Origin of the sequence: Virgibacillus salexigens, assembly GCF_014905415.1 — a bacterium.
GTDB lineage: Bacteria > Bacillota > Bacilli > Bacillales > Amphibacillaceae > Virgibacillus > Virgibacillus salexigens.
Window position 1 is genome coordinate 217,456 of sequence record NZ_BNEO01000004.1, and the last position, 25,744, is coordinate 243,199.

Annotated in this window: 35 protein-coding genes and 1 other annotated feature; of the genes, 16 read left to right on the plus strand and 19 right to left on the minus strand. The window is 36.3% G+C overall.

What is annotated here, in order from left to right:
- Positions 1–56: 56 nt before the first annotated feature.
- The 6 genes from JKP73_RS16765 to JKP73_RS16790 form a co-directional block, all read right to left on the minus strand.
- On the minus strand, positions 57–275 hold the full coding sequence (locus JKP73_RS16765) for a spore germination protein (protein WP_021292243.1): 219 nt from the start codon (positions 273–275) through the stop codon (positions 57–59).
- A gap of 70 nt (positions 276–345) precedes the next feature.
- Positions 346–714, minus strand: a complete 369-nt coding sequence (locus JKP73_RS16770; RefSeq protein ID WP_188943847.1) for a spore germination protein GerPE — start codon at positions 712–714, stop codon at positions 346–348.
- Positions 715–726: 12 nt separating this feature from the next.
- Entirely contained in the window at positions 727–903 is a 177-nt protein-coding gene (locus JKP73_RS16775) for a spore germination protein GerPD (RefSeq protein WP_021292245.1), read from the minus strand.
- 2 nt (positions 904–905) lie between these two features.
- Positions 906–1,490, minus strand: a complete 585-nt coding sequence (gerPC, locus tag JKP73_RS16780; protein ID WP_021292246.1) for a spore germination protein GerPC — start codon at positions 1,488–1,490, stop codon at positions 906–908.
- 76 nt (positions 1,491–1,566) lie between these two features.
- Positions 1,567–1,767, minus strand: coding sequence for a spore germination protein GerPB (locus JKP73_RS16785; protein ID WP_021292247.1), 201 nt, complete (start codon positions 1,765–1,767; stop codon positions 1,567–1,569).
- A 17-nt stretch (positions 1,768–1,784) separates the two neighbouring features.
- On the minus strand, positions 1,785–1,997 hold the full coding sequence (locus tag JKP73_RS16790; RefSeq protein ID WP_021292248.1) for a spore germination protein: 213 nt from the start codon (positions 1,995–1,997) through the stop codon (positions 1,785–1,787).
- Positions 1,998–2,115: 118 nt separating this feature from the next.
- On the opposite strand from JKP73_RS16790, the gene JKP73_RS16795 reads away from it, so the two are divergent.
- Complete coding sequence (locus JKP73_RS16795; RefSeq protein ID WP_200411563.1) at positions 2,116–3,303, plus strand: DUF418 domain-containing protein; 1,188 nt, start codon at positions 2,116–2,118, stop codon at positions 3,301–3,303.
- 16 nt (positions 3,304–3,319) lie between these two features.
- Here the strand turns inward: JKP73_RS16795 and JKP73_RS16800 are convergent, their stop codons facing one another.
- Positions 3,320–4,516, minus strand: a complete 1,197-nt coding sequence (locus tag JKP73_RS16800) for an ornithine--oxo-acid transaminase (RefSeq protein ID WP_021292250.1) — start codon at positions 4,514–4,516, stop codon at positions 3,320–3,322.
- Positions 4,517–4,673: 157 nt separating this feature from the next.
- Here JKP73_RS16800 and JKP73_RS16805 point away from each other — a divergent pair, with 157 nt between their 5' ends.
- The 3 genes from JKP73_RS16805 to JKP73_RS16815 all read left to right on the plus strand — a co-directional run bounded on the left by JKP73_RS16805 (position 4,674) and on the right by JKP73_RS16815 (position 7,823).
- Positions 4,674–5,039, plus strand: a complete 366-nt coding sequence (locus tag JKP73_RS16805; protein WP_160807339.1) for a YisL family protein — start codon at positions 4,674–4,676, stop codon at positions 5,037–5,039.
- A 242-nt stretch (positions 5,040–5,281) separates the two neighbouring features.
- A complete protein-coding gene (locus tag JKP73_RS16810; protein WP_200411564.1) occupies positions 5,282–6,772 on the plus strand; it encodes an alpha-amylase family glycosyl hydrolase in 1,491 nt (496 codons plus the stop codon).
- 208 nt (positions 6,773–6,980) lie between these two features.
- Positions 6,981–7,823: a glycerophosphodiester phosphodiesterase gene (locus JKP73_RS16815; RefSeq protein ID WP_200411565.1), complete on the plus strand. Its 843-nt coding sequence runs from the start codon at positions 6,981–6,983 to the stop codon at positions 7,821–7,823.
- Between the two features lie 163 nt (positions 7,824–7,986).
- On the opposite strand, the gene JKP73_RS16820 is transcribed toward JKP73_RS16815, so the two are convergent.
- The 3 genes from JKP73_RS16820 to JKP73_RS16830 form a co-directional block, all read right to left on the minus strand.
- Positions 7,987–8,859, minus strand: coding sequence for an SDR family oxidoreductase (locus tag JKP73_RS16820; protein ID WP_021292254.1), 873 nt, complete (start codon positions 8,857–8,859; stop codon positions 7,987–7,989).
- Between the two features lie 184 nt (positions 8,860–9,043).
- Positions 9,044–9,268, minus strand: coding sequence for a YppF family protein (gene yppF, locus JKP73_RS16825; RefSeq protein ID WP_021292255.1), 225 nt, complete (start codon positions 9,266–9,268; stop codon positions 9,044–9,046).
- A 516-nt stretch (positions 9,269–9,784) separates the two neighbouring features.
- The gene (locus tag JKP73_RS16830) at positions 9,785–10,648 is read right to left on the minus strand and encodes a DegV family protein (RefSeq protein ID WP_038245631.1); all 864 of its coding nucleotides are present in this window, start codon (positions 10,646–10,648) and stop codon (positions 9,785–9,787) included.
- 137 nt (positions 10,649–10,785) lie between these two features.
- Between JKP73_RS16830 and JKP73_RS16835 the strand changes: the two genes are divergently transcribed.
- On the plus strand, positions 10,786–11,628 hold the full coding sequence (locus tag JKP73_RS16835) for a YitT family protein (RefSeq protein WP_021292257.1): 843 nt from the start codon (positions 10,786–10,788) through the stop codon (positions 11,626–11,628).
- 22 nt (positions 11,629–11,650) lie between these two features.
- A complete protein-coding gene (locus JKP73_RS16840) occupies positions 11,651–12,067 on the plus strand; it encodes a hypothetical protein (protein WP_021292258.1) in 417 nt (138 codons plus the stop codon).
- A 65-nt stretch (positions 12,068–12,132) separates the two neighbouring features.
- Here the strand turns inward: JKP73_RS16840 and JKP73_RS16845 are convergent, their stop codons facing one another.
- The 4 genes from JKP73_RS16845 to JKP73_RS16860 all read right to left on the minus strand — a co-directional run bounded on the left by JKP73_RS16845 (position 12,133) and on the right by JKP73_RS16860 (position 13,971).
- On the minus strand, positions 12,133–12,396 hold the full coding sequence (locus JKP73_RS16845) for a NifU N-terminal domain-containing protein (protein ID WP_021292259.1): 264 nt from the start codon (positions 12,394–12,396) through the stop codon (positions 12,133–12,135).
- Between the two features lie 187 nt (positions 12,397–12,583).
- Complete coding sequence (locus tag JKP73_RS16850) at positions 12,584–12,799, minus strand: DUF3813 family protein (RefSeq protein ID WP_021292260.1); 216 nt, start codon at positions 12,797–12,799, stop codon at positions 12,584–12,586.
- Position 12,800: 1 nt separating this feature from the next.
- Positions 12,801–12,950: a hypothetical protein gene (locus JKP73_RS16855; RefSeq protein WP_021292261.1), complete on the minus strand. Its 150-nt coding sequence runs from the start codon at positions 12,948–12,950 to the stop codon at positions 12,801–12,803.
- A gap of 187 nt (positions 12,951–13,137) precedes the next feature.
- A complete protein-coding gene (locus tag JKP73_RS16860) occupies positions 13,138–13,971 on the minus strand; it encodes a Cof-type HAD-IIB family hydrolase (protein WP_187370471.1) in 834 nt (277 codons plus the stop codon).
- A gap of 143 nt (positions 13,972–14,114) precedes the next feature.
- On the opposite strand from JKP73_RS16860, the gene JKP73_RS16865 reads away from it, so the two are divergent.
- Both JKP73_RS16865 and JKP73_RS16870 read left to right on the plus strand, forming a co-directional pair.
- Positions 14,115–14,876, plus strand: a complete 762-nt coding sequence (locus tag JKP73_RS16865; protein WP_021292263.1) for an alpha/beta fold hydrolase — start codon at positions 14,115–14,117, stop codon at positions 14,874–14,876.
- 76 nt (positions 14,877–14,952) lie between these two features.
- The gene (locus JKP73_RS16870; RefSeq protein ID WP_021292264.1) at positions 14,953–15,264 is read left to right on the plus strand and encodes a metal-sulfur cluster assembly factor; all 312 of its coding nucleotides are present in this window, start codon (positions 14,953–14,955) and stop codon (positions 15,262–15,264) included.
- Between the two features lie 379 nt (positions 15,265–15,643).
- Here the strand turns inward: JKP73_RS16870 and JKP73_RS16875 are convergent, their stop codons facing one another.
- Positions 15,644–16,471 (minus strand): undecaprenyl-diphosphate phosphatase, encoded by an 828-nt coding sequence (locus tag JKP73_RS16875; RefSeq protein ID WP_200411566.1) that lies wholly within the window; start codon positions 16,469–16,471, stop codon positions 15,644–15,646.
- A gap of 87 nt (positions 16,472–16,558) precedes the next feature.
- Here JKP73_RS16875 and JKP73_RS16880 point away from each other — a divergent pair, with 87 nt between their 5' ends.
- A complete protein-coding gene (locus JKP73_RS16880) occupies positions 16,559–16,876 on the plus strand; it encodes a hypothetical protein (RefSeq protein ID WP_021292266.1) in 318 nt (105 codons plus the stop codon).
- A 148-nt stretch (positions 16,877–17,024) separates the two neighbouring features.
- Here JKP73_RS16880 and JKP73_RS16885 read toward each other — a convergent pair whose 3' ends face one another.
- Complete coding sequence (locus JKP73_RS16885; RefSeq protein ID WP_021292267.1) at positions 17,025–17,207, minus strand: DUF2929 family protein; 183 nt, start codon at positions 17,205–17,207, stop codon at positions 17,025–17,027.
- Positions 17,208–17,316: 109 nt separating this feature from the next.
- Between JKP73_RS16885 and JKP73_RS16890 the strand changes: the two genes are divergently transcribed.
- The 6 genes from JKP73_RS16890 (at position 17,317) to JKP73_RS16915 (ending at position 21,858) form a co-directional block, all read left to right on the plus strand.
- Positions 17,317–17,904 carry a hypothetical protein gene (locus tag JKP73_RS16890; protein ID WP_200411567.1) on the plus strand — a complete coding sequence of 196 codons (588 nt, stop codon included), beginning with the start codon at positions 17,317–17,319 and terminating at the stop codon, positions 17,902–17,904.
- Positions 17,905–17,956: 52 nt separating this feature from the next.
- Positions 17,957–18,265, plus strand: coding sequence for a hypothetical protein (locus JKP73_RS16895; RefSeq protein WP_160807333.1), 309 nt, complete (start codon positions 17,957–17,959; stop codon positions 18,263–18,265).
- A 101-nt stretch (positions 18,266–18,366) separates the two neighbouring features.
- Positions 18,367–19,308, plus strand: coding sequence for a beta-ketoacyl-ACP synthase III (locus JKP73_RS16900; RefSeq protein WP_021292270.1), 942 nt, complete (start codon positions 18,367–18,369; stop codon positions 19,306–19,308).
- Between the two features lie 22 nt (positions 19,309–19,330).
- Entirely contained in the window at positions 19,331–20,569 is a 1,239-nt protein-coding gene (gene fabF / locus JKP73_RS16905; protein WP_021292271.1) for a beta-ketoacyl-ACP synthase II, read from the plus strand.
- 128 nt (positions 20,570–20,697) lie between these two features.
- Positions 20,698–20,907, plus strand: coding sequence for a YuzI family membrane protein (locus tag JKP73_RS16910; RefSeq protein ID WP_021292272.1), 210 nt, complete (start codon positions 20,698–20,700; stop codon positions 20,905–20,907).
- 189 nt (positions 20,908–21,096) lie between these two features.
- A complete protein-coding gene (locus tag JKP73_RS16915) occupies positions 21,097–21,858 on the plus strand; it encodes a YjbA family protein (RefSeq protein ID WP_021292273.1) in 762 nt (253 codons plus the stop codon).
- A gap of 64 nt (positions 21,859–21,922) precedes the next feature.
- Here JKP73_RS16915 and trpS read toward each other — a convergent pair whose 3' ends face one another.
- Entirely contained in the window at positions 21,923–22,921 is a 999-nt protein-coding gene (gene trpS / locus JKP73_RS16920; RefSeq protein ID WP_021292274.1) for a tryptophan--tRNA ligase, read from the minus strand.
- Positions 22,922–22,978: 57 nt separating this feature from the next.
- Positions 22,979–23,159, minus strand: a binding site (T-box leader).
- 140 nt (positions 23,160–23,299) lie between these two features.
- Between trpS and JKP73_RS16925 the strand changes: the two genes are divergently transcribed.
- The gene (locus tag JKP73_RS16925) at positions 23,300–24,250 is read left to right on the plus strand and encodes a ketopantoate reductase family protein (protein ID WP_200411568.1); all 951 of its coding nucleotides are present in this window, start codon (positions 23,300–23,302) and stop codon (positions 24,248–24,250) included.
- Positions 24,251–24,293: 43 nt separating this feature from the next.
- Here JKP73_RS16925 and panD read toward each other — a convergent pair whose 3' ends face one another.
- Together panD and panB are read right to left on the minus strand one after the other, a co-directional pair.
- The gene (gene panD, locus JKP73_RS16930; protein WP_021292276.1) at positions 24,294–24,683 is read right to left on the minus strand and encodes an aspartate 1-decarboxylase; all 390 of its coding nucleotides are present in this window, start codon (positions 24,681–24,683) and stop codon (positions 24,294–24,296) included.
- Between the two features lie 50 nt (positions 24,684–24,733).
- Positions 24,734–25,558, minus strand: coding sequence for a 3-methyl-2-oxobutanoate hydroxymethyltransferase (panB, locus tag JKP73_RS16935; protein WP_200411569.1), 825 nt, complete (start codon positions 25,556–25,558; stop codon positions 24,734–24,736).
- Between the last annotated feature and the right edge of the window lie 186 nt (positions 25,559–25,744).

The following is a 25,744-nucleotide window of genomic DNA, read 5'->3' on the forward strand; positions in this document are numbered from 1 at the left end:
TTATAGGAAAGGGACGAAGACCACAATCCATTACGATTGTGGTCTTGCCTTTTGTCTTATGCGTTTGCTGTAATATTTTGATCATAGCCATCAGGGTCGAATGGATTTGTTGAGCTAATTCCATTATTTGTACAGATAAAGTCACCAGTATTTAATGAACCTGATCCAGCATTTGTTTTTGCTGTATCCTTCGGAGATAAATAAAAGGAGTCTCCGAAGTTAACGACCCCTCCCCCTACACTAACAATCTTTATCGGTCCGACAATCGCGGGCATTTTACCACCTTCTAACAAAAGTATTTCATACATTAGCTTATGTTTAAAGTAAGCTAATGGTGTGTAGATCCTAATCTCTTAATTCCCTAAAATGTTTAATTCTTGCGTCTGCGTTAATATGACTGACACTCCCTATTTGCATTAAGGAAGAGGAGCTTATACCTATTGTACGTACATGGTTTACTTGAATGCTATCATCATGGTGAAAGGTAGTTTTATTTACTTTCTTTGAAGAAGGGATCCAATTGGCTTGCTGTGTAAATAAAGCATAATTGTTAAAGTACTTTTCATCTTCTCTGGTAAATCTTGCACCTTCTTTTTGTACAGCGATTCCTCTTGATTCCAAGTTTGCATCGACGGTATCTCCAATCGCTACAATCCCACTAAAGGAAACAGAATTCGTATAGATATCACATACATCTGCTGTTCGTTTATTCATACGTTTTACTCCTTACGTAGGTCCCAAAGGTACAATATTGCTGATTGTAAATGCTTCTGGGGGGGTATCAAAGAAGGATGACAGGCTAATCTCGTCGTTATCCCCAATTAAGAAAACAGATGATGCAGAAACATTATCAATGGATACATTTTCAACATTTAAACCCCAATTATGAACTTCCATGTTCATACTTATTCTCCTTTTTGATTACTAGATTGCATGTAACTTGCTAGTGATTGATTAATTTCGCTCTTTATCTTATTTGTTATATAGGCATGAAGTTCTTCTCTTGATTGTATTTTTCTGTGCTTTGTTGCTTCATTTTCATGATAGGCAATCCGTCCGGGTAGTTGTTTTTCGATATCCTTAATGAGAATAGAAGGATAACCATCATCCAAGGTTACATTATGATCTGAAGCGAGTTGACGAATAATAGTTGGTCCTGAATCATTTAAATAACTGCTTAATTCTGATTGCAAGGTTTGTTTTAGAGGTGGTTGATAATTAGGCGGCGTACCTGGTTGGTTAGGGAATCCATTTTCTTCTAGATTTACTAAATCCTGTGGCGACAAACCAATATGAAGTGTTCCATCTAAATGTTCGATTTTTAATTGATCAAAATGGTATTCCACTTTTTCAATCTTATTCGAATTAGTATGTTGTAGGCTCTCTTCAAGTTGATTTACTCGTGACATCAATGTTTGGATAATGGTTTCCTGTTGCTTCATATACTCATGTATATCGTTAAGATAATTAGACCAATTAGTTGAATTCATGAAAATAAACCCCCTCCCATGGATGGTAGACGAATGCCTATGTTTAATTTATGCACTTCTACCCAAAATGTGCGTGTTAAGGGGCTAGTGGGACAAGCGGAGTTGTATCACCAATTGCTTCAGCTTCTTCTACAGGCTCTGCATATCCACCTGTGTTATAAATATCTGATTGGGATTGAAGGCTTCCAGTACTTCCTATTTGTAATACAGATGAATTGGTGATTGCTCCAACTTTAATCATATATATACTAATGGATTGATGGACAGTTAAATTCATGTTTTTCCCTCCAATAGCTAGTTCACTGGCTGGTCGACTTTGTCTGGATCATACACATATGTTTTAGAATTTCCAAGGTGGACGCGAATTCCGTCTCCTGTGTTAAATGATCCACCACCAGCATAAGTTTTTGCAGAGCTATCTGGGGACATAGAATAGACATCCCCAATATTAAAAATACTGGAGGAAGATAAGTTAATTACTTTCACTGCACCGACTTTTGCGGGCATATAGATTCCCCCTTTATGTTAGTTTATGTATATAAGGTTTTTTGTTGAAACGTTTGGCAGGAATAATGCAATTTTTCTAGAATAAAGGGTAGAAAAAATACAGAAAGGAATTAAGGAAATGACTACAATGACACCAGTTAATGAGAAAGACCGACTTCGTTGGATCGATGCTGCTCGTGGATTTGCCTTATTTGGAATTCTTGTTGTAAATATCGGCGCATTTAGTGCTCCATTTTTTATTTACGGAGGAGAAGGGATCGTTTGGAATTCTAGCATCGATCGTTTGGCACAAGCGGTAATTGATATATTTTTTCAAGCTAGCTTTTACACCTTATTTTCTTTTTTATTTGGTTTTGGATTACAATTAATGAAGGATCGTTTAACATCCCGACATGTATCCGTATATCCAATTTTAATTAGAAGGATGCTTATATTAACAGGAATTGGATTGGTTCATGCTTTTTTGATTTGGCATGGTGATATCTTACTAACTTATGGCATAATAGGATTAATATCTTTACTATTTTTAAACCAAAGGGATAAGACCATACGGCGGTTTGGAATTAGTTTACTTGTAATTATTGTCGGCCTTTTCACAGTCATGTTATATAGTTCCCGTCAGTTTTTAGATACGTATGATCAAATGTTAATAAGTCAAGCCTTTGAAAATTATCAAAGCTCATCTATGGCAGCCATCCTATCGCAAAACTACCAGGATTGGATGTATGCAAATGGAGGCATAGGCCTCATTCTTTCTATTTCAACTATCTTGCCGTTATTCTTATTTGGGATGTATGTAGCTAGAAAACGTTGGCTGCATCAACCAACACAGCATCGTTCGATATTATTTAAACTATGGTTTTATTCATCCATTTTATTTTTGATACTTAAATTGGGACCATACTTTTACGGGAATCCTGCTTGGTTCTCCATGATTCAAGATAATATCGGTGGAACCTTTTCGGCATTATTTTATATTACATCGGTTACCTTAATAGCTCAAACATCCGTAGGTGAATGGTGTATGAGACCTTTTGTTTATGTAGGGAGAATGGCACTATCCAATTATATTTCACAATCCGTTATTTGTTTTTTATTGTTTTATGGGATAGGAATTGGATTATATGGAAAAGTGTCACCTATTTTAGGGATTGTAATGGCTATAGTTATTTACAGCTTACAGGTAGTCTATAGCAAATGGTGGTTTACACACTATCAATTTGGTCCACTAGAATGGGTATGGCGAAGTCTTACGTATAAAAAGAAACAGACTTTTAGAAGACGAAATAAAAGCAGCTTGAAATAGTCAAGCTGCTTTACGTCTATGCGCTTAGTACTTCACGAATTTGGTCGATTGCCCAATCTAAATCTTCTTTATCAATGATTAGTGGTGGCGCAAAGCGAATCACATTTTCATGGGTTTCTTTACAAAGAAGTCCTTTTTCTTTTAATGCCTCACAATAAGGGCGAGCAGCCTCATGCAATTCTACTCCAATAAATAATCCTTTGCCACGTACCTCTTTAATTAATGGATTGGAAATTGCGTTTAATTCATCCATCATATAGTTTCCTAGTTCTAGTGAACGGTCGGCTAAATTTTCTTCTTCTAACACTTCTAAAGCAGCAATTGATACAGCGCACGCTAGTGGATTTCCGCCAAATGTTGAACCGTGTGAGCCGGGGTTAAATACACCAAGTATATCTTTATTAGCAACTACACAGGATATTGGAAATACGCCTCCACCTAATGCCTTTCCAAGTATTTGGACATCTGGGGTAACATGTTCCCAGTCACATGCGAACATTTTTCCAGTTCGAGCAAGTCCTGCTTGAATCTCATCAGCAATATATAATACATTATTTTCTTTACATACTTCGTAAGCTTCCTTCAAAAATCCCTCTGGTGGAATAATGATGCCAGCTTCTCCTTGAATTGGTTCAAAAAGAAAGCCTGCCGTATTTTCGGTAATAGCGCCCTTTAACGCCTCAATATCTCCATAAGGAATTGTCTTAATGCCTGGAAGCATTGGACCAAAGCCGCGCTTATATTCTGCCTCTGATGATAAAGATACTGCAGTCATCGTACGACCATGGAAATTACCTTCACAAGCGATAATTTCTGCTTTGTTTTCATCTACACCTTTTACATCATATGCCCAGCGTCTTGCTGCCTTAATTGCAGTTTCCACTGCTTCAGCCCCTGTATTCATAGGTAGGACCATGTCTTTATTCGTTAATTTACAAATCTTTTCAAACCAAGGGCCAAGTTGATCGTTATGGAAGGCACGTGAAGTTAATGTTAACTTATCAGCTTGTTTCTTTAGTGCTTCTATAATTTTAGGATGACGATGTCCTTGATTTACTGCAGAATAGGCACTGAGCATGTCCATAAATCGGTTTCCTTCTGGATCTTCTACCCAAACACCTTCCGCTTTTGAAATGACAACGGGAAGGGGATGATAGTTTTTTGCACCGTATTCCTGTGTCTGATCAATAATTTCTTGACTAGTCTGTACCATATGATCCCTCCGAATTTTAAAAATAATCTACAAAAACAGTATAACAGTTTTTATTCAGAAATTGATACAGAAATTTGTCACGATTTTTTCGAATGATTTATGAGATGTAACATGGTATGATAGCTGTAGTCACTGATATTGGACAGGAGGTAAAGAAATGAATACACATATGCATATCACTGCATGGGCACTTGGATTTATTTTATTTGCAATTGCATACGTCATGTACAAACAAGGAAAGATGAAACCTGGAAAAATTACGCACATGATTCTCCGATTAGATTACTTATTTATTCTGTATACGGGTGGAAGCCTAATCACTCCTTATTTCAACGGGAGTCCGCTTATGCCTGAAGCAATCGTTAAAGGATTAGCTGGAATTTGGATGATTGCCATAATGGAAATGCTGCTCGTTAGATTGCCAAAACAAAAACCATTAAAGGGGTTATGGGTGCAGTTTGTTATCGCAATTATTATTCTGCTAGCATTAGGTTTCTTTAGATTACCAATGGGGCTTAATTAAATGAACAAGAAGTGTAAGGTTGTCCGTAACAAGGGCAATCTTTTTTTCTATAGAACGAGGTATGACCGATTGCATTGCTACGATTTCTTATGATAGCAATTAATGAATAGCTATCATTGGAAGGAAGTGAAGGGCCTCAAAATTATGAATGATTTCTAACAAAGCTTTATCCCATGTTGACTAATTAGATGAAAGATTGATAATAGTACAAGAGGTATTATGGAATGATGGAGGAAGTAAATATGAAAAGAACAATTGGTATACTATTTATTGCTGTATTTGTGCTCTTCGTTCATTCACCAAGTTATGCTCAAGCTCAAACTAGTGAAATAGAAGAAGAAATCTTATATAGTATCATCATTGATCGGTATAATAACCTGGATCATGATCGTGACAAACAAGTTCAATTAGATGATCCAAACGCTTATCATGGTGGAGATTTGGAAGGGATTACAGCGAAACTCGATTCTTTTGAGGAACTTGGCTATACAACGTTGGTTCTTTCCCCGCTAATGAATAATGCGTCTGGAGGATATCATGGGTATTGGATTGAAGATTTTTATAGTGTGGAAGAGCAATTCGGAAATATGGAAGATTTACATACCCTAATTGAAGAAGCGCATAAACGGGATATAAAAGTAATTATGGAATTCGTAACAAATTATGTTGCAGAAAGTCACCCGATTATAGAAGATAGTGACAAAACAGATTGGATCGACGAAGATAATCAAATAAATACAGCTTGGGGAGAAAAGGCAGTCAGATTAAATCAACGTAATGCTGCTGTTCAACAATACTTAATCGATGTAGCCAATTATTGGATGAGTGAAACAGATATTGATGGCTTTAAATTACATGCAGCTGATCAGTCATCTCAGGAATTTATTACGAACTTAACGCGGGCAATTAAAGCTAAAAATGAGGATTTTTATTTACTTGCAGATGTGCTACATCAACATGCTGATACGACGTCATTACAGGAAAATAATCATATCGATGCAGTTGATAATTACTCCTTGCAAGAGAAGATGGCGAAAGTTTTTTCTAAAGCAGGAACCCCTGTATCGGATTTAAACCAATCATTGGGGACTGGGAATGCTTCTCAGATGATATTTATCGATGACAAGACAACAGAACGCTTTACCCAAGCCTTAGCCGAAAATGGGAGGAATGCACTGACTACGTGGAAGCTTGCATTAACCTATATGTATACATTGCCAGGCGTACCTGAAATATATCAAGGAACCGAACTACCTATGTATGGAACAGGTTTAGAAGAAGTCCAGCAACTTGTTCAATTTAATAGTGGAAATCCTGACTTAACAGAGTTTCATAATCGTATATCCTCTCTGCGCATCCAGTTTCCAGTACTGACGCATGGTGATTACCAAATGGTAGCTTCGAAGGGAGCCATGACGGTATTTAAACGTAGTTATGAAGGGGAATCCATGTATATTGCAATTAACAATGATGAGGAATCTCAATCTGTTTCTATATCTGATTTGCCATCGGGTGTAGAATTACGAGGATATTTAGGTGACAACACAGTTAGGGAAGACGAAGATGGAATATATAAACTTGGTTTGGCACGAGAAACTGCTGAAGTATATACTGTCGAAGAAGATAACGGTTTGAATTGGCTGTTTATCGGATTTGTTGTTGGGATATTTATTCTATTTATTATCGGAGTAATTGTACTTAGTGCCAAACAGAAACATCGAAAAACAAAATAATCGATAATCGATAAAAAATACTTGTGAAGAGATACCGCAAGTATTTTTTATTTTATCGCTCTTTTTATCGTGCCAATGGTAATGATGAAAATTTTCCTATTACTATCGATGTGTTTTTCCTTACAATCTCTTAATCTCGCCTTTAGTTCGAATTAATAATGTTTCCATACAATAGAATTAAATACATTGCAAAGGAGAGGGAGATTGAATGAAACGCATGTTTTTAATTTTTGTTATGGTATTGGTAATGATGGCGATGTACACCGTATCTATGTCTGCAGCTAGTAATTCAATGGGGAAGAGACATCATGTAGAAAACATCGCACATCGAGGAGCATCAGGGCATGCTCCAGAAAACACGATGGCTGCTTTTCATAAGGCTTTTTGGATGAAGGCAGACTACATCGAGGTAGATGTCCAAATGTCAAAAGACGGGGAATTAGTAATTATTCATGATACTACTTTAGATCGTACAACAGATGGATCTGGACTAGTTAGTGAGCATACGTTAGAAGAAATGAAGCAGTTAGATGCTGGAAGTTGGTTTAGTAATGAATATGCTGGAGAAAAAATTCCTACATTGGAAGAAGTGTTGGATGAATTTCGTGGGAAGATTGGAATTCTTATTGAATTGAAGTCACCTGAGCTTTATCCAGGTATTGAGGAAAAAGTAGCAGAAGCACTGAAAGATAGAAATATGGATAAACCTAGAAATAATAAAATTATTATTCAATCGTTTAACCATGACTCGGTAATCAAAACAAAATCACTTTTACCGAGGGTTCCTTTAGGTGTATTAGCAGGGATGAGTTGGCAGGATGTAACAGATGAAGAGCTAGAGGAGTTTGCTACATATGCGGATTATTTTAATCCAAATCAAAACATTTTAAACCCTGAGTTAGTTGAGCGAATTCATGATAAGAAACTAAAAATCTGGCCTTACACAGTAAGGGAGCAGGAACAAGCTGACCGATTATTGAAGCTTGGGGTTGATGGGATAATTACAGACTTTCCAGAATATGTTTATCATCACCCACGTCCACGGAGATAACCATAAAAAGCTGCTGTCACGAAAGTCACGACAGCAGCTTTTATTTATATTGCAGAGTAAATCGCAGAGTAAAGAATGAAATAATTAATCAATTACAAAGTTTTATTAGAAAAAACTCCTAGGATTGGAAGCAAACATGTAAATTACAAAATTAAACGTATCATCAACCATTTATTATGGTTCCACCATTTACGTGAATCATTTGCCCCGTTACATAACTAGAGTCAGCACAAGCTAAGTAGACATAAGCGGGAGCTAGCTCTTCTGGCTGTCCTGGACGCTTCATAGGTGTATCTCCCCCGAAATTGTCGACCTTGTCCTCTGTGAATGTAGAAGGAATAAGTGGTGTCCAAATTGGACCTGGCGCGACACCATTGACACGTATACCTTTGTCCGCAAGCTGTTCCGCTAATGAACGCGTGAATGAAGTAATCGCCCCTTTGGTTGCTGAATAATCAATTAAATCTTTATTTCCTTTATATGCGGTTATAGAAGATGTATTAATAATCGAATTGCCTTTTTTAAAGTTAGGGAGAACAGCTTTTGTAAGATAAAACATACTGAAAATATTGGTGCGGAATGTCTTTTCCAATTGAGTGCTTGTTATGTCTAAGAAGTTTGCCTGTGGGTGTTGTTCTGCAGCATTATTAACTAAAATATCAATTTTGCTGAATTTTTCTAAGGCCTCCGTGACAGCAGCTTCACAGAATGATTGATTCCCAACGTCGCCATCCATTAGAAGACACTTTTGCCCTTCTTGTTCTACGAGACGTTTGGTTGCTTGTGCATCTTCATGCTCATTTAGATAAATAATTGCGACATCTGCACCTTCCCGTGCAAAATGAACACTAACAGCTCGTCCTATTCCGCTATCTCCTCCTGTTATTAGCGCTACTTTGCCATGTAATTTATTACTTCCATTGTAATTCGGACGTATATATGTTGGTTCTGGCACCATTTTAGATTCTATCCCAGGTTGTTTAGTTTGGTGTTGGGCAGGGGGGGTTAACTTCCCATTTTCTTTGTCCATCTTCATTTTTCTCTTCCTCCTCAACAAGAAATGTTTGGTTTTATATTCCCCTAATGATGGAATTCAATCCTTTATAATTTAGATGGAAAGGTAAAATTGACTGAACAGCAAGCAGACCTGTACTCACTTAGAAACAAAAAAAGAGCTTGTAGAAAATCAATCTCTACAAACTGATAAGCGCTAGAATATGTTAGTGAAAAGAGGTAGGAAATATCTGTTTTGGTGACTCATACGAAAATTCGTGGGCAGATATTGCTCCTTGAATTTTTAAAAATGAATAAATTTCCCGATATTTCACAATATCGATTTCACCCGTTATATACTTTTTTTGGTAATGATCTAGAATATCATTCATCGAATTGGGTAGTTGATTTTTTTCATGATGATACATTTGAATGAGCTGATCGATGTACATGTCATCCTCTCCTCATAATAAGTGTACAACCTACTAATATCAGTTTATGAGTTATTGTTAGAATTCATGTTAGAAAAAGTAAAACCAATAATTTCTATATCCATTTTCTATTTGCTTGGTTGGTTTTGAATGAAAACAGGCTTATGTTCAGTCCATCGGTTTGTACGAGTGGCTCTTACCCAGACTTATTTTCAATCCATTTTGTTGGAGGTATCAGCAATGAAAATGGAAGTACAACTGGAGTATAGGGCAGAATATTAAAAGTCCTTTTTCAATTTGCTTTACTTGATTTACGTATTGGTTTGGAACGATGGCCTATACTAATAAGGGATCGACCTTGTATGTATTTTGTTGGGGATAAATTTCTCTTTAGAAAATTGATGGATAATTCGAGGTTTATTTCGGTATAAACACGTATTTTTATAGAATCCTTCCAATTTTCATTTGCGTAGTCAGTTAGACGAAAAGGAAAGAAGTAGGTTACAATATCATAATAAAAAAGCTTAACCCAAATGGTTAAGCTTCGTATTGCTTATTAATAAAGAAAAGAGCGATTGTTCCAGGGCCGGAATGTGATCCAATCGCTGAACCTACCATTTCAATGACGACTTCATTTACATTCAATCGTTCCTTAATCATGGAGGCTAACTGTTCTGCTCGCTTGAGATCATCTCCATGGGAAATTCCAATGGTATGATTGGAAAAATCACCACCGCGTTCTTCCATGATTTCAAGCATACGATTAAACAATTTTTTTGAGCCCCGTATTTTTTCTAAGGGGATTAGTTTTCCATCTTCTACATGAAGAATTGGTTTGATTTTTAATAAGGATCCAACAAACGCTGCGGTACGACTGACACGTCCACCGCGATATAAGTATTCCAAATCATCAACAGTAAAGATGTGTTCCATCTTCGACGCATAGTTATGACTCGATGCAATGATTTCTTTGGGATCATCGCTTTGCTTAGCAAGTTCAGCAGCGTGTAAAACAACAAGACCATAACCTAGGGATGCACATTTTGTATCAACTACATGAATGGGGGCATCCGGATAACTTTCTTTTACTTCCTGTTCCATCATTTTAGCTGTTTGATATGTACCTGATAATTCGGATGAAAAAGCAAGATAAATAAGTGTTTGATTCGTTTCAGCGTATGATGTGAAAATAGATTTAAACGTTTGAGGGGAAACCTGTGAAGTTTTAGGGCTTTTCCCTTCACGCATTGCATGATAAACTGTTTTAGGGCTAATGGATTTTCCATCTTCATAGTCCTCGTTATCTAAATGAACAGTCAAAGATACCATTTCTATATCGTATTTGTTGTAATAATCTTTGGATAAATCACATGCGGAATCCGCAAGTATTTTAATCGCCATAAATTTCACCTGCATTTCATAAACTAGTCTTGTTTTTAGTTTAAAGCGATTTGTTAAGATAGTCAAAGTATATTGATGTAAAATTTCTAAAAATGGAAAAATAATTGATGATTGTCACAATCGAAGGAGGGACACCTTTGTTTATATTTGAAGCTAAACGGATAATTGTTGTAATTTTTGGTGCACTATTAAATGCATTATCTTTGAACTTTTTCTTAGAAGGAGCAAATGTTTATGCTAGTGGCTTTACTGGAGCTGCACAGTTAATTTCCAGTGTATTTAATGACTTTCTAGGCATTGGAGTCAGTACAGGTATTTTGCTAGCATTACTTAATATTCCAGTCGCTATCTTAGGTTGGTTTAAAGTCGGAAGAGGATTTACTGTTTACAGTATTATTTCGGTGCTCTTTACTACTATATTTCTAGAACTTACTCCAATGTTAGTCATTTCGGAAGATATTATATTAAATGCGGTGTTTGGTGGTGTTATTGCAGGTACAGGTGTCGGGCTTACATTAAAAGTCGGCGCATCTACTGGTGGGATGGATATTGTTGCCATGGTGCTGTCGAGAATGAAGGATAAACCAATTGGAACGTATTTCTTAATGCTAAACGCTGTTATTATTGCTATGGCTGGCGTTCTTTATCAACCGGAAAATGCGCTTTATACTCTATTAACATTATATGTAACGACAAGAGTAATTGATGCACTTCATACTCGACATGAGAAAGTGACAGCAATGATTATTACACATAAAGCAGATGAATTACAGGCTGAAATTCATAAAACAATGGTTCGGGGAATCACGATACTTCCAGCTAAGGGAGCTTACACAAAAACAGACAAGCATATGATGTATTTAGTTGTTACCAGATATGAATTATATGATTTGGAACGAATTATTAATGAAGTTGATCCAAATGCGTTTACAAATATCGTCCAAACTACAGGGATTTTTGGCTTTTTCCGTAGAGATTAAATGAAAGATAAAGGGGATTACAATGAAATATTTTGGTTTCGTAATAATATTGGCATGTATTATGGTGGCATGCAGTAACCAAGAATCAGAAAAGTCGACGCAGACGGAAAATCAACAAGATGAAACAATACAACATACAACGGCAGTTAGCTTACGTAATGTGGATGTAAAAGTGGAAAACGGCAATGCTGTCATTAATGGTGAAGTTCAAGCGAGCAATACGAATGTTTACTATATACTTGAATATAACAATCAAACAACGATAGAGGAGCAAGAAGTTGAGCTAGAGAATATGGATGAAAAATGGCAAGACTTCTCCATTAAAATGAAGCTTCCAGAGGATTCGACTTCGAGAGACGAGCCTCCTATTATTACATTTTATGGTAAGAATGATCAAGGAGAAAAAGTGAACGCGAACTATATTCCTGTGGATATGTGAAAATAAGCGATGTAAACAAAAAGGTCATGCATTTAAATTGCTGACCTTTTTTTATACATTATCTATTAATAACCATGTTTTTCTAAAACTTCAGTTACCTTAGGGGTCACATCATCCCATTCAGCATCGAATTGTTTGTTAACCGTAATGAAATTCTGATATCCAAATACATTATCGACACCTTCTAAGTGCATAAGATCGTTAAGAATTTCATGATCACTCGTTTGTCCTGGCATTACAGATACACTATTTGTTCCTTCAAAAATCAATTTGTCTGTAGTGAATTTCAGTGCATTTGGGTTTGGGGTGGCTTCTACTCGAATTCCCATTCGTCATCCCTCCTAGATCATACTTATCATCTATATTAGCAGAAATAGCAGGCATACAAAAGCATTTTGTCGAATAATCGTATTTAAAATAATTATGTAATAACCACTCCTAGTCACATGAGGCTAGAAGTAGTTATTTGTTTCACATAGTTCTTTATAGAAATTACGTTGACAAAATTAGCAGAGGTTACTGTAATTGATTATGCTGCTTTAATTGATTTTCCAATTGCTGCAATTGCTGTTTTTCTTGAGCAGTTGCTTCATTATATGCAGCTTGAATCGCATTTTGGGCAGCTTGCTTATCTTGTGCATTCGCTGTATTTCCTTGCTGATTCATAAAATTGGATACAGCATTTTTAGCTTGTTGGAATAAATTGTTGTTATTATTTGTGTTATTTTGCAACCTAAAAACCTCCTACTGTATGGGTATCTGTTTCTGCACGCTTTCGTTCTGCTTCGGAGAATCGATCACGGTACGGAAAACGTTCATCATGTTTTTTTACTGAATCTGCACTTTGTTGACTAAAACGCTTCGATTTACTTCCTTTTCCCACGATACTTCCCCCTCAATTCGAAAGAATCATGCTGCATTATCGAAAGTTTAATTAGCGTATTGGTCGGACTATGGCCATAATCCTTTGATTCATGCTCTTAATAAGAAGTTAAAAAAGCGAACGCATTTTGCGTTCACTTCTAGTATGGCAGCAATCGTTGAATTCTATAGTAGGAAAATTTTGCGAATCAAACGGATTTTGCTTCAAGGTTTAAGTAAGATTCTAAAAATTTTCCGATTCCATCAGCTTCATTTGTGTCTGTTATGTGATTACTTACTGCTTTAAGCTCGTCAATTGCATTGCCCATGGCTACACCCACCCCAGCATAATCAATCATTTCTAAATCATTATCCTCATCACCAAAAGCAATAATACGCTCTTTCGGAATATGATAATAATGTGCAATTTTTTGCAATCCAACTGCTTTGTTCATACCTTTACGGACGATTTCAATAATATTCCAAGGAGCTCCCCATTTCCGATGTTCAATTAAGTCGGCGTGGTAATCATCAAGATGATCACGTAATGTTAAAATATGATCTTCCTTTGGGTGTATTAGCAGAGAAGTAGGATCCTCTGTTAATTTGTTCTTGAGACTTCCAATAGTAAATGGAGGATCGTTTTCTGTCATATGAAAGATATCAATTATGGCTTGGTCGAACTGATCGAGATAAACCTCATCCATGACTTCTGCTAATACATTATGAACATTCAGTTCATAGCAAGCGTCAATAATTTTATGTGCTGTTCGAATGGACATGGGGCTATGTAATGCATCCCATCTTGAATCGGCTGGATGGTGAATTAATGCTCCATTAAAATTAACCATTGGCGTTGTTAATCGAAGCCGATGATAGTATTCAATGCTTGCTCGATGTGGTCTTCCTGTTGCGATAACAACAATATGACCTGCTTCTATCGCTGTTTCAACAAGTTTCTTCGTATGTGGACTGATGACTTTTTTATCCGTGAGAAGAGTTCCATCTAAATCTAAAGCAATTAAATGTCTGTTTGTTTGCATAATTATTTCACCTCATCTGTCAATAGTGTATAGTTGATATGTAGAGATGTAAAGTAAAAATTCCTTTGCATTAGTTGCAATTTATTTCTTATGGGTAGTAAAATAATTTACATGACTGAAAACGTACATAAGGAGATAATGGCATGATCGGAGTATATAAAGAAGAAATTAAAACCATTCCAAGCCTAATAGTTGTTGATGCCGAAAACGAAAATAAAGCTTTACCAGTAATCACCTTTTTCCATGGGTTTACGAGTGCAAAAGAACATAATTTGCCATTAGCATATTTACTTGCAGAAGAAGGGTATCGTGTTGTTCTCCCAGATAGTAAATACCATGGTGCAAGAGAAAATGAAATATCTGAGATGAGAAGGCAGGTTTCTTTTTGGGATATCGTCATGCAAAATGTTATCGAATTAAAGGATATAAAAGATTATTTGGATAGCACAGGTTTATTATTAGATAACCGTTTTGGAATTGCCGGTACTAGTATGGGAGGAATTACAACTTCAGCAGCTCTCACGCAATATCCTTGGATTAAGACAGCAGTAATATTAATGGGGTCTCCTAAGATAACCACTTATGCGAAGACACTTGTAAACAGTTTCAAGAAAATGGGGAATTTGCCTATAACTGATGAAGAAATTAGCCATTTGTACGATCAATTAAAACAATATGATTTATCTGAACAGCCGGAGAAACTGAATCAACGACCACTCATGTTCTGGCATGGAGAAGATGATCCAGTTGTGCCATTTGATCATTCTTATACATTCTATGAGAAAGTGGCATCGGAATATACAAATAAAGATAATATTTTCTTTATTAAAGAGGCTAATCGTGGCCACAAAGTAGGTCGGTTTGCTATATTAGAAACTGCGAAATGGTTTACCAAACATTTGTAAGTTTTAAAGCAGTGTTATTTAAAATCAATTAAAAATATGTTTAAATAGTAATAACAAGATAGAGGAGGTACAGGGTATGGATGAAGCGCTTAAGGAAAATCTAATGGGTGCCCTAGAGAATGTTATTGACCCTGAATTAGGCATTGATATTGTTAATTTAGGTTTAATATATGATGTTGATTTGAATGAAGAGGGCATTTGCAATGTCACCATGACATTAACCGCGATGGGATGCCCATTAGCTGCACATATTGAGCAAGATGTAAAACATGCGCTTGCGGATATTCCAGAAGTAAAAGAAACAGAAGTAAATATTGTATGGAATCCTCCTTGGGGAAAAGAAAGAATGTCTCGTTATGCTAAGATTGCATTAGGAATTCCAGATTAATCGGTAAAAGGTTCATTCATGAGGTTGTAATCATGAATGAACCTTTTGTACATTTAAATTGTACAAAGTTACATTGTTCACATTGATTGCATTTTTAAATGGTCGAAATCGTAAATAACAATCTTTCCGTGATGAATTGAAATAATCGATAGCCGATTGACTCACTAAGTAATCGGTTTACACTTTCTATTTTGTTATGGTTTGTAAGAGGCAGATGAATGCATACTCCTTGAGTCTTTCTAACCACTATAAATAATTAGGGTCTTTCAAAAATGGTTGCAGGTTAGCTGCATACGTTTGTTGATACAATCAAATTCCTCCAATATTTCCATTAAGCATTATAAAAACAGCAGTCATTGAGAACTGCTGTTTTAACTATTTATAGGAAAATAATAACAAGTATTCCGACGATAAAGCAATAAAAGGCAAAGTATTTTAAATTACCTTTCGCCATAATATTAGCAAACCATTTAAGAGCAAAATAGGATGCAATAATGGATGCTAAGAATGCAATAGCATATGGTATCATTAATGTGTCGAAATTAGGATCTGTAAATATGTCGGTTATTTTTAATACGGTTATTCCTAAGCTTACTGGAATATAAAGTAAAAAGGAAAAGCGAAAAGCTGTTTCGCGTTTCATGCCAACTAACATTGCTGCAACAATCGTTGCTCCAGAACGACTAATACCTGGAATTAACGCAATCGCTTGAGCAGCTCCGACAATCAAGGCATCTTTAATTGTTAATTCCTCATCATTTTTCTTCCCTTGTAAATTACGAATTATCCACAAGGCAGCCCCAGTAATAAGTAACGTGTAGCCGACAATGACAACTCCACTTAATCGCTCACTAATCATATCTTCAAATAGGAGTCCGAGGATACCTGTAGGGATTGTTGCAATGACTAAGAATAGGATAAATCGAAAATCTTCCTTCGCTTCTTCATCTCTATCCTTTTGAACAATGAATCGAAGGCCATTGCGAATTAAGCGTGCGATATCTTTACGGAATACGATAAAAACAGCAATCAATGAGCCAAAATTGACGAGTATCTCAAAAGATAACCCTTTAATTTCTAATCCAAACAGATCCCGTAAGATTACTAAATGACCACTTGAAGAAATTGGAATTGGTTCTGTAAAACCTTGAAATAAGCCAAGAATTAAATACTTAATTAACAAACCTAGTTCAGTTAATGTTTCCATAATGTATCTCCTTATAGAATTATTAATTTTTTATGTCACCAACCCATGGGCGAATGAATAGGCTAGCTGGTGAGGAGGTTGATAGGAATGACGGACCGAAATCAACAAATATACGATGTATGTAAAGATCATATGCATGCCTATGTGCTTATAGAATTAGTCGATGGCTCAAGTGTAGACGGAATTATTACTGGACTGGATAATGAATCCGTTTATCTTGCTGTACCACTTGAACCTCATGAACAACTTCAGGGTGGTGGGTCACATCATAGACAATTCGGTTATGGTTATCCTGGTTATGGTGGTCCAGGGTATGGATACGGCTATGGACCTGGACCACGATTTAGAAGGCTAATTCTGCCTTTAACTGCTTTAGCGGCATTGAGTATACTTCCATGGTATTAACATTATTACATTAACAGGGCCTAAAATGGGAAACCCTTGCCCTGTATAGTAAGAATGGGCAAGGGTTTATTTCAATCATACAGCTGGTCTCTGCCATAGAGAAATTGAGTTACCTAATATTATTACAGGTAGGATATATCAGTTCGGTTTAGTTCTCAGCGTTATCATCGTGGATAGCACTATCACCTAAAATGACAATAGCTATAAACATGATAACTGCGAAAACAATTGTACCCATCATACTAAAGCTGTCACCGCGCATACTTGATAAAACATAAGAAAGTACGCCACTTATTACAAGTGCCCAGATAATTGTTGCAATGTACCTCATGTATACACCTCATTTTTACATTTAACTCTAGTTTATCTTGTTTTAGTTTACCAAAACCAATCGTAAAAAAAAAGGATAATTTTATAACAAAGGGGAAGGGGGAATGTTATTGATGACATGTTTAGTTGTAAATTGTAATCATTGGATAGGATATCATATTGTAAATGGATTATTAGAGGATGATTGGCTGGTAGAAGGAGTAATCGATAAAGAAGAGAAGGATACACTAAGTATGTTTTTTGGTCGAAATAGCAATTTCTCATTTTGCGAGAATGTGGAAAAGAAAGTTTATGACACAGTGATTTCCGTTGGTGTTCCATTGAAAGAAATAGATCATGTACACACGAATCGTTTTGTTATCATTCATCCAACTGTTCCTGAAAACATGAAGGAAGATACAATATTAATAAAAGCTCCGCTATTGTTTGGAGAATGGATGCCAATGAACGAAAATGGAATGTATCGCAACCACCTGTTTATCTCTTTTGACTCGACATATTTTCTTACCGAAGCTGTTTATATTGAGGATTTTGTTTCTTATTTAGTGAAATGGTTAAACGACGATATTGCTGATAACAAGAAAAGTGCAATAATAAAACTTGAACATTCAGCATATACTCGGGACAATAGACCTATCGAAAAGAAATTAGAGCAAGTAAAAGAACATTATCATCAATTTAAAAAGTATACGGAATAATACTCGCTTTGGTCTAGTTTATTTTCTCTTAAAGAAGCCGGGAGTGCCTACATTGCATAAATCGTATGTATCGTATACCCTAGTAATCCTTTTTGCAGCCATCTTTATAAGTGGTTGCAGTTCAATGATGGACGAGCCAAATCGAATTCATAGTGTAGGTATGGTACAAACGGATTCAAATACAGATCAAGCTTGGAATGATACAAATGTCTACTTTAGGGAACACCTAACCACTGAGCGAGCGATTACAGAGGCAGAATTTTTGAATCATGCAGCGATTAGGGAGATTCCACCAAGGCTTCGAAAAGAATTAAAAAAGATAATCAACGATTACCGAGGAGCTAATTTACTCCCACAGTGAAACTGCATAATGATTAGGTTCTTGCAAATTAGGGCTAAATGAATTAAAATTAGTACCAAGTCATAAGAATAGATATTAATACTTTTTAAGGAGATGGAAAAATGGATGTAGGTGTTCTAGGAGTCGGTCACTTTGTTCCAGAGAAAGTCGTGACTAATAAAGACTTAGAAAAAATTGTAGAGACGAATGACGAATGGATTCGTACTAGAACCGGTATCGAAGAGCGAAGAATTGCAGAAGACAACATGGATACCTCAGATATGGCATTTTTAGCTGCTAAGGATGCACTAGCAAATGCGGAAATGCATCCGGAAGAAATTGATCTTATTTTAGTTGCTACTGTAACACCAGACACCCCTTTTCCGTCTGTAGCATGTATAATTCAAGATAGATTAGGGGCAAAAAATGCAGCTGCAATGGATGTTAGCGCTGCTTGTGCTGGATTTATGTATGGAATGGTAACAGCAAAACAATTTATCGAAACAAATACGTATAAAAATGTACTTGTTGTTGGAGTAGAAAAACTTTCAAAAATTACAGATTGGTCCGATCGCAGTACTTGTGTTTTATTTGGTGATGGAGCAGGAGCAGCAGTTATGGGCGAGGTATCTGAAGGCAGAGGAATTCTTTCCTTTGAACTAGGTTCAAATGGCGCTGGTGGTAAGGAGCTATATCAAGATAAAGATAGTGGCTATATCTATATGAACGGACGTGAAGTATTTAAATTTGCTGTTCGGCAAATGCCAGAGTCTTCTGTCAATGTAATAAAAGCAGCTGGACATGATAAAGAGGATGTTGATTATTTAGTTCCACATCAAGCGAATATTCGAATTATGGAAGCTGCAAGAGAAAGACTTGAAATTTCTGATGAGAAGATGGCAAAGACGGTTAAAAAATACGGAAATAATTCCGCTGCTTCTATACCAATTGCTTTATCAGAATCGGTAAAAGATGGTAAAATAAATGACGAGGATTTGGTCGTTTTAGTAGGCTTTGGAGGCGGATTAACGTGGGGAGCCTTAGCATTACGTTGGGGAAGATAAATGTAAGTAGGAGGACAACCTTATGGAGCAAAGAAGAGTAGTTATTACTGGACTTGGGGCAGTAACCCCAGTAGGAAATAATGTAAATCAAATGTGGGAAAGTATAATTAACGGGAAATCCGGAATTGATTTTGTGACAAAAGTAGACAGTCAACAATTCACTGCAAAAGTAGCTGCAGAAGTAAAAGATTTTGATGCTACCAAGTATATAGAGAAAAAAGACGTACGTAAGATGGATTTATTCACGCAATACGCTGTAGCGGCATCCAAAATGGCAGTAGAAGATGCCAATTTGATTATTGATGAAACGAATACAAACCGTGTTGGTGTATGGATTGGTTCTGGGATTGGTGGTATGCAAACTTGGGAAGATCAACATCGTAAATTCATGGAAAAAGGACCGAAGCGTGTTAGTCCATTCTTTGTGCCGATGATGATTCCAGATATGGCTGCTGGTCAAGTATCTATTCAATTAGGAGCAAAAGGAATAAATTCTTGTACAACAACTGCATGTGCTTCAGGTGCAAACTCCATTGGAGATGCGTTTAAGGCTATTCAACGTGGAGATGCAGATTATATGATTACTGGGGGGGCAGAAGCTCCCATATCTAATATGGCATTTGCGGGCTTCTCTTCAGCCAAAGCGCTATCCTTGAATGAAGATCCACAAACCGCGAGTCGCCCTTTTGACAAAGAACGAGATGGTTTTGTAATGGGGGAAGGATCCGGTATTTTAGTCTTAGAAGATTTAGAGACTGCACTTGCTCGAGATGCCCATATATATGCAGAAATTGTTGGGTACGGAGCGACTGGAGACGCATACCATATAACAGCTCCAGCTGAAAACGGGGAAGGGGCAGCACGGGCAATGCAGCATGCGTTGGATGACGCTTCGATTACTGCTGGACAAATTGACTATATCAATGCGCATGGAACGAGTACGGCATTGAATGATAAATTTGAAACAGCTGCAATTAAAGCTGTAATGTCAGAAGATGCGTATAATGTTGCCATTTCATCTACCAAATCGATGACTGGACACTTGCTTGGAGCAGCTGGGGGAATTGAGTCTGTTATAGCTGTTAAATCAATAACAGATGGTATTATACCTCCGACAACCAATTATGAAACACCAGATGCTGATTGCGACTTAGATTATGTTCCAAATGAAGCTAGACAGCAAGATGTAAATGTTGTTCTCAGCAACTCACTAGGATTTGGCGGCCATAATGTTGCTTTAGTATTTAAAAAATATGAATAAATAGCAAATCGATCCCATGAAGGGGTCGATTTTTTGTTTACCAATTGTAAAAGCTTGTACAATTTTTTTCATGTAATAGGTAAGACAAGCATACTCTATTAAAAAGTGGACAAGGTAGGCGACAATTTATGGGGTATGTATTTCTGTTTTTAATGGGATTCGGTTTTGCTGTAATGGGTGGAGTAACTATCATTGCTTATATGAACTTTCTTCCAGCTGGTCTATCATGGGGAGAATATTTTAGTTTTATTTTGAGCCGAATTGAATGTTATTTTTTACCAATAGGAATTGTTATGATGAGTCTGGTTATCAGCCGTTTACCAAATAAACTTAAATGATAAGTGAAAGATAAAGGTTTTCAATTGAACCATTTCCATGCATGAATTACCTTGCTTGATAATTACTACCAAGAAGAATACTATATTTTGGAAAAAATATCATGCCGCAAATATGGCAGACTTAGAATATTTTTCTAAATCATGGTCATAATGTATGTTAAGTTCTGATTGAAAAGTGAGGGTTGTTTTATGCTATATATGCATGATGTATGGGTGAATTGGTTTGAAGGAGAAGAAAATGGCTATAATGTTTGTTATTTTCAAGAATGGCGCAAGGAGGACGGCATAGAATTACTCGATCAGGTGCCATTACTATACATAACAAAGGACTTGTATAACTTTATTGAAAATGATATGCATGAACTGCCAAAAGCTTTATTAGATGCTATTTATAAACGTGCTTATATGCGAAAAGGGCAAGAAAGAACCGTTTTAGACTATGCTTGTATTGTGACAGATGGTAATGACATGTTGGCATTTGATACAATCGGCTATAAAATTCCAGTTCGAAAAAGTCGTTTAATTCCCAGACAAGAACAGTTGGTGTACGACATGATTAAGAACACCAAACCTCAGTCATTTAAATATGATAATAAATATTATAAAAAGGAATACCATATGTTGTCGATGCCGCCCGAACTCGTTTTTGGGTTAACGAGAAGAGAAAGACAGCTGAAACAACTATTAATGATGGCACTTGATCAGCTACGGACGGCTAATCATTTAGAAGAACTTCGTTACTGGTTAACGGAATGGGACCCAAAAAATTATCCATATATCCGGTTTATGGATGAAGAGAAAGTTTGGACAGCTTTATATGAGGGTGTCAGACAAGGTTGGAGTACAAGGCATGAGGACCTGTGTGCGAAGTTAATAAAAGGACAGCCTTTCCTAGAAAAAATGTGGGAAATTGAAAACGGTCAAGAACAAAATACATCGAAGCAAAAATAAGGGATAGATATAATAAACAAGAGGAGGGTCTCATAACAAACAAAGATCATCCTCTTGTTTACGTTTACTTTTTCTTCTTTTTAACTCTACCTAACCCCATTGCTTTTTTTGCTTTAGCAACGGTGCGATTTGCTGTCATTCCTGCCTTATCTGCTCCACGATCTAAAATATTATCAAGATCTTCAGAGTCAATCAATGCATAGTATTTGTTTTGAATTGGTTCTAATAAATGAATAACAGCATTAGCCACATCTTGCTTGAAAACACCATAGCCCTTACCTTCATATTTTTCTTCCAATACATCAATGGATTCACCTGAACAAATAGAGTAAATCGTAAGTAAGTTCGAAACACCAGGTTTATTTTCTTTATCGTACTTTACTTTTCCTTCCGAGTCGGTGACCGCACTTTTAATTTTCTTTTCAATTTTCTTTGGTTCATCAAGCATTGAAATAAATCCTTTTTCATTCGAATCGGATTTACTCATTTTCTTCGTTGGATCTTGTAAAGACATAATCCGAGCACCAACTTTTGGAATACTGACCTCTGGAACCGTAAAGATATCATTATATTTGTTATTAAACCGTTGGGCTAGGTTCCTTGTTAACTCTAAATGCTGCTTTTGATCTTCACCGACCGGGACGATATCGGTATTATATAAAAGAATGTCAGCAGCCATTAGTGTTGGATAGGTCAGTAAACCAGAAGAAATAGCTGTTTCTTTGTTTGATTTATCTTTAAATTGTGTCATTCGTTCAAGCTCACCCATATAACTAATAGATTGTAACATCCAACCTAACTGCGTATGTGCTGCAACTTCAGATTGAATAAACAGTGTTGATTTCTCTGGATCAATGCCAGAAGCTAAATAGAGAGCTGCTAAAGAACGTATATTGTTTCTTAGCTTTAATCGATCTTGTGGAACGGTAATAGCGTGCTCATCAACGATACAGAAAAAACAGTCATGATCCTCCTGTAATTGAGTGAAATGCTTTAATGCTCCTAAATAATTTCCTAATGTTAAAGTACCACTTGGTTGAATCCCTGAAAAAATCGTCTTCATCTTGCTCACTCCATTTCTTAGTAATACCCATATAAAAAAGTCCATTCATCCCCATACAACAGGGACGAATGAACCGCGGTACCACCCTTATTATCTTATTATATAAGATCACTTTTGATTATAAGCTCCAAAGGCCCAATTCCAATTATCCATAGTACTTGTTTCCACCTACCACAAGCTCTCTAATTAACCTAATCTAGTGAATAATTGTACTTTCATACTTTTTCATAGCTCATACGTATTTATTTGACACTATTATATAGGATTTGAAAGGTTAAAATCAAGTTTTGCTGTTGAAAGAATTACCGATTATACGTATGGTAAGGATAGTACAAGTGAATACGAAATGGTGAAAAAGCCGTAAAGGAGTAAATTCACATGAAAATATTAATTCTTGGTGCTGGTGCAATGGGGAGTCTTTTCGCTGGAAAATTAACGAAATGTGGATTCGATGTCACGCTGTATAATAGACCAAATAACCATGTAGAAATAATGAAGCAGCAAGGTATGCAAATGGTTCATGATAAAGGTGATTTTGCTACCCTCCATGTACCAGTTTATACGAACCCTGCCGATTTACCTGGAGATTACGAGCTTATGCTTGTATTGATAAAATCTTTTGCAACTAAGGCTGTATTAGAAAAGGTATTACCAATGGTCGATGACAAGACCCCAATCCTTACCTTGCAAAATGGAATAGGTAACCTTGAATTAATTCAACAATTAGCACCGACACATGAAGTTTTTGTTGGTGGAACTAGTGCTGGGGCAGGTTGGGTGAAGCAGGGAGTAATAGAACAACGGGCTTGGGGGAAAACATTTATTGGATCAACGAAACCGACTAATGAGAATGTCGATTTTTTAAAGAAGGTTGCTGCTACATTTTCCGAAAGTGGATTGGAAACGTTAGTGTCTGACAATGTACAATCTATAATTTGGAGTAAATTGGTAGTAAATATAGCTTATAATGGTCTAACTGCTGTAACACGTTTGAAAAACGGGGAGGCTATTGAGTATAAGGAAGGGAAAGAACTTGTTTCAAAGCTAGTAGAGGAAGCTGTTGAGGTTGCACATGCAAAAGAAATATCCTTATTGTATAAAGATCCTGTTCAAGAATGTATACGCTTAGGGATTGAAGAGATTGGGAGAAATATATCATCTATGCTTACAGATGTTCTTCATCAGCGTAAAACAGAAATAGAAGTTATCAATGGTGCGATTGTTAAAGAAGGAAAAAGGCTACAAATTGCTACTCCATATAATAATATGATGTATAAATTAGTGAAAATGATAGATCAGAGTTATCCACGTACAATTCTACATCCTTAATATGTATAGAACAGTCTGATTCTAGATTCAGACTGTTCTTTGATTAAGAATTTATTGTTGTTAATGGCGGTTCTTGTTCCAATAGGTTTGTAACCTCGTTTTTGTCATTCATGATTGCAACTAATGGACGATGGGAATGAAGCTCTTCACCTGAAAGGAGTGCATAGGAGACAATAATGACGACATCATCTTTTTGAACAAGTCTTGCTGCAGCTCCATTTAAGCAAATTACGCCAGAGCCTCTTTGTCCTGCTATAACGTACGTTTCTAACCGAGCGCCATTGTTATTGTTTACAATTTGAACCTTTTCATGTGGCAATATATTTACTTTATCCAAAATATCTTGATCAATTGTAACACTACCTACATAGTTTAAATTAGCTTCTGTGACACGTGCACGATGTATCTTACTTTTCATCATTGTTCGGAACATGTGATTAACTCCTTTTCATTCATTGTTAATCAAAATTGAATAAGTGAACCTCATTCTGGGAGGAGGTCTTTACTTTTTATGAAGAAGGAATGTTCGTCCGACGGGAAGTTTTGAGTTTTTACATCGGATATATATCCTTTAATCGCTTCTAATCCAATTTGATTAAAATCACTATAAGGTTTAACGAATCTTGGTAGGCGATCGACACCATATTTTAGAATATCGTGATAAACAAGGACTTGTCCATCACATTTCGAACCAGCACCTATTCCAATAGTTGGTATATCAATAGATGCTGTTATGATGTCAGCTAGTTCTTTTGGAACGCATTCCAAAACAAGTGCTACAGCACCAGACGCAGCCACTTTCTTAGCATCATGTAGTAGTTTAGCTGCTGCTGCTTTATCTTTCCCTTGAACTTTAAATCCTCCTAATACATTAACGGACTGCGGTGTTAAGCCCAAATGACCAATAGCCGGAATACCTGCCTCTGTTAATCGTTGGATAAATTCAATAATCCCTGCTGAGGCACCCTCAATTTTCAAGCATTGTGCATTGGTTTCCTGAAAGATTTTGGCTGCCTGACGTAATGAATCTTCTGTGGAAATATGATAGGACATAAACGGCATATCGACGACAGCAAAAGTATTTGGTGCGCCTCTCTTTACAGCTTTTCCATGATGAATCATGTCTTCTACTGTTACTTGTACCGTTGAATCATATCCAAGTACGACCATTCCTAATGAGTCACCGACAAGTATCGTATCAATGCCTGCCTGTTCTGCTTGTTTAGCAGAAGGATAATCATAAGCAGTAACCATGGTGATTTTTTCATGATTTTGTTTCATTTTTTTTAAATCTAATATGGTAAGCATAAATAAACTCTCTCCTCAATTAAGTTATAGAGGCTATTCGTGTTTGTTTTTACTGGATTTGATGATGTTTATTATACAACAAAGGGGGAAAAGAATAAATCAAGCCTGATTATTTTCTTCAAAATCTTGTATTTTTCGTTCAAAATTGACATGTTTTCCTTTATACTAGACTCATATTACAATGAA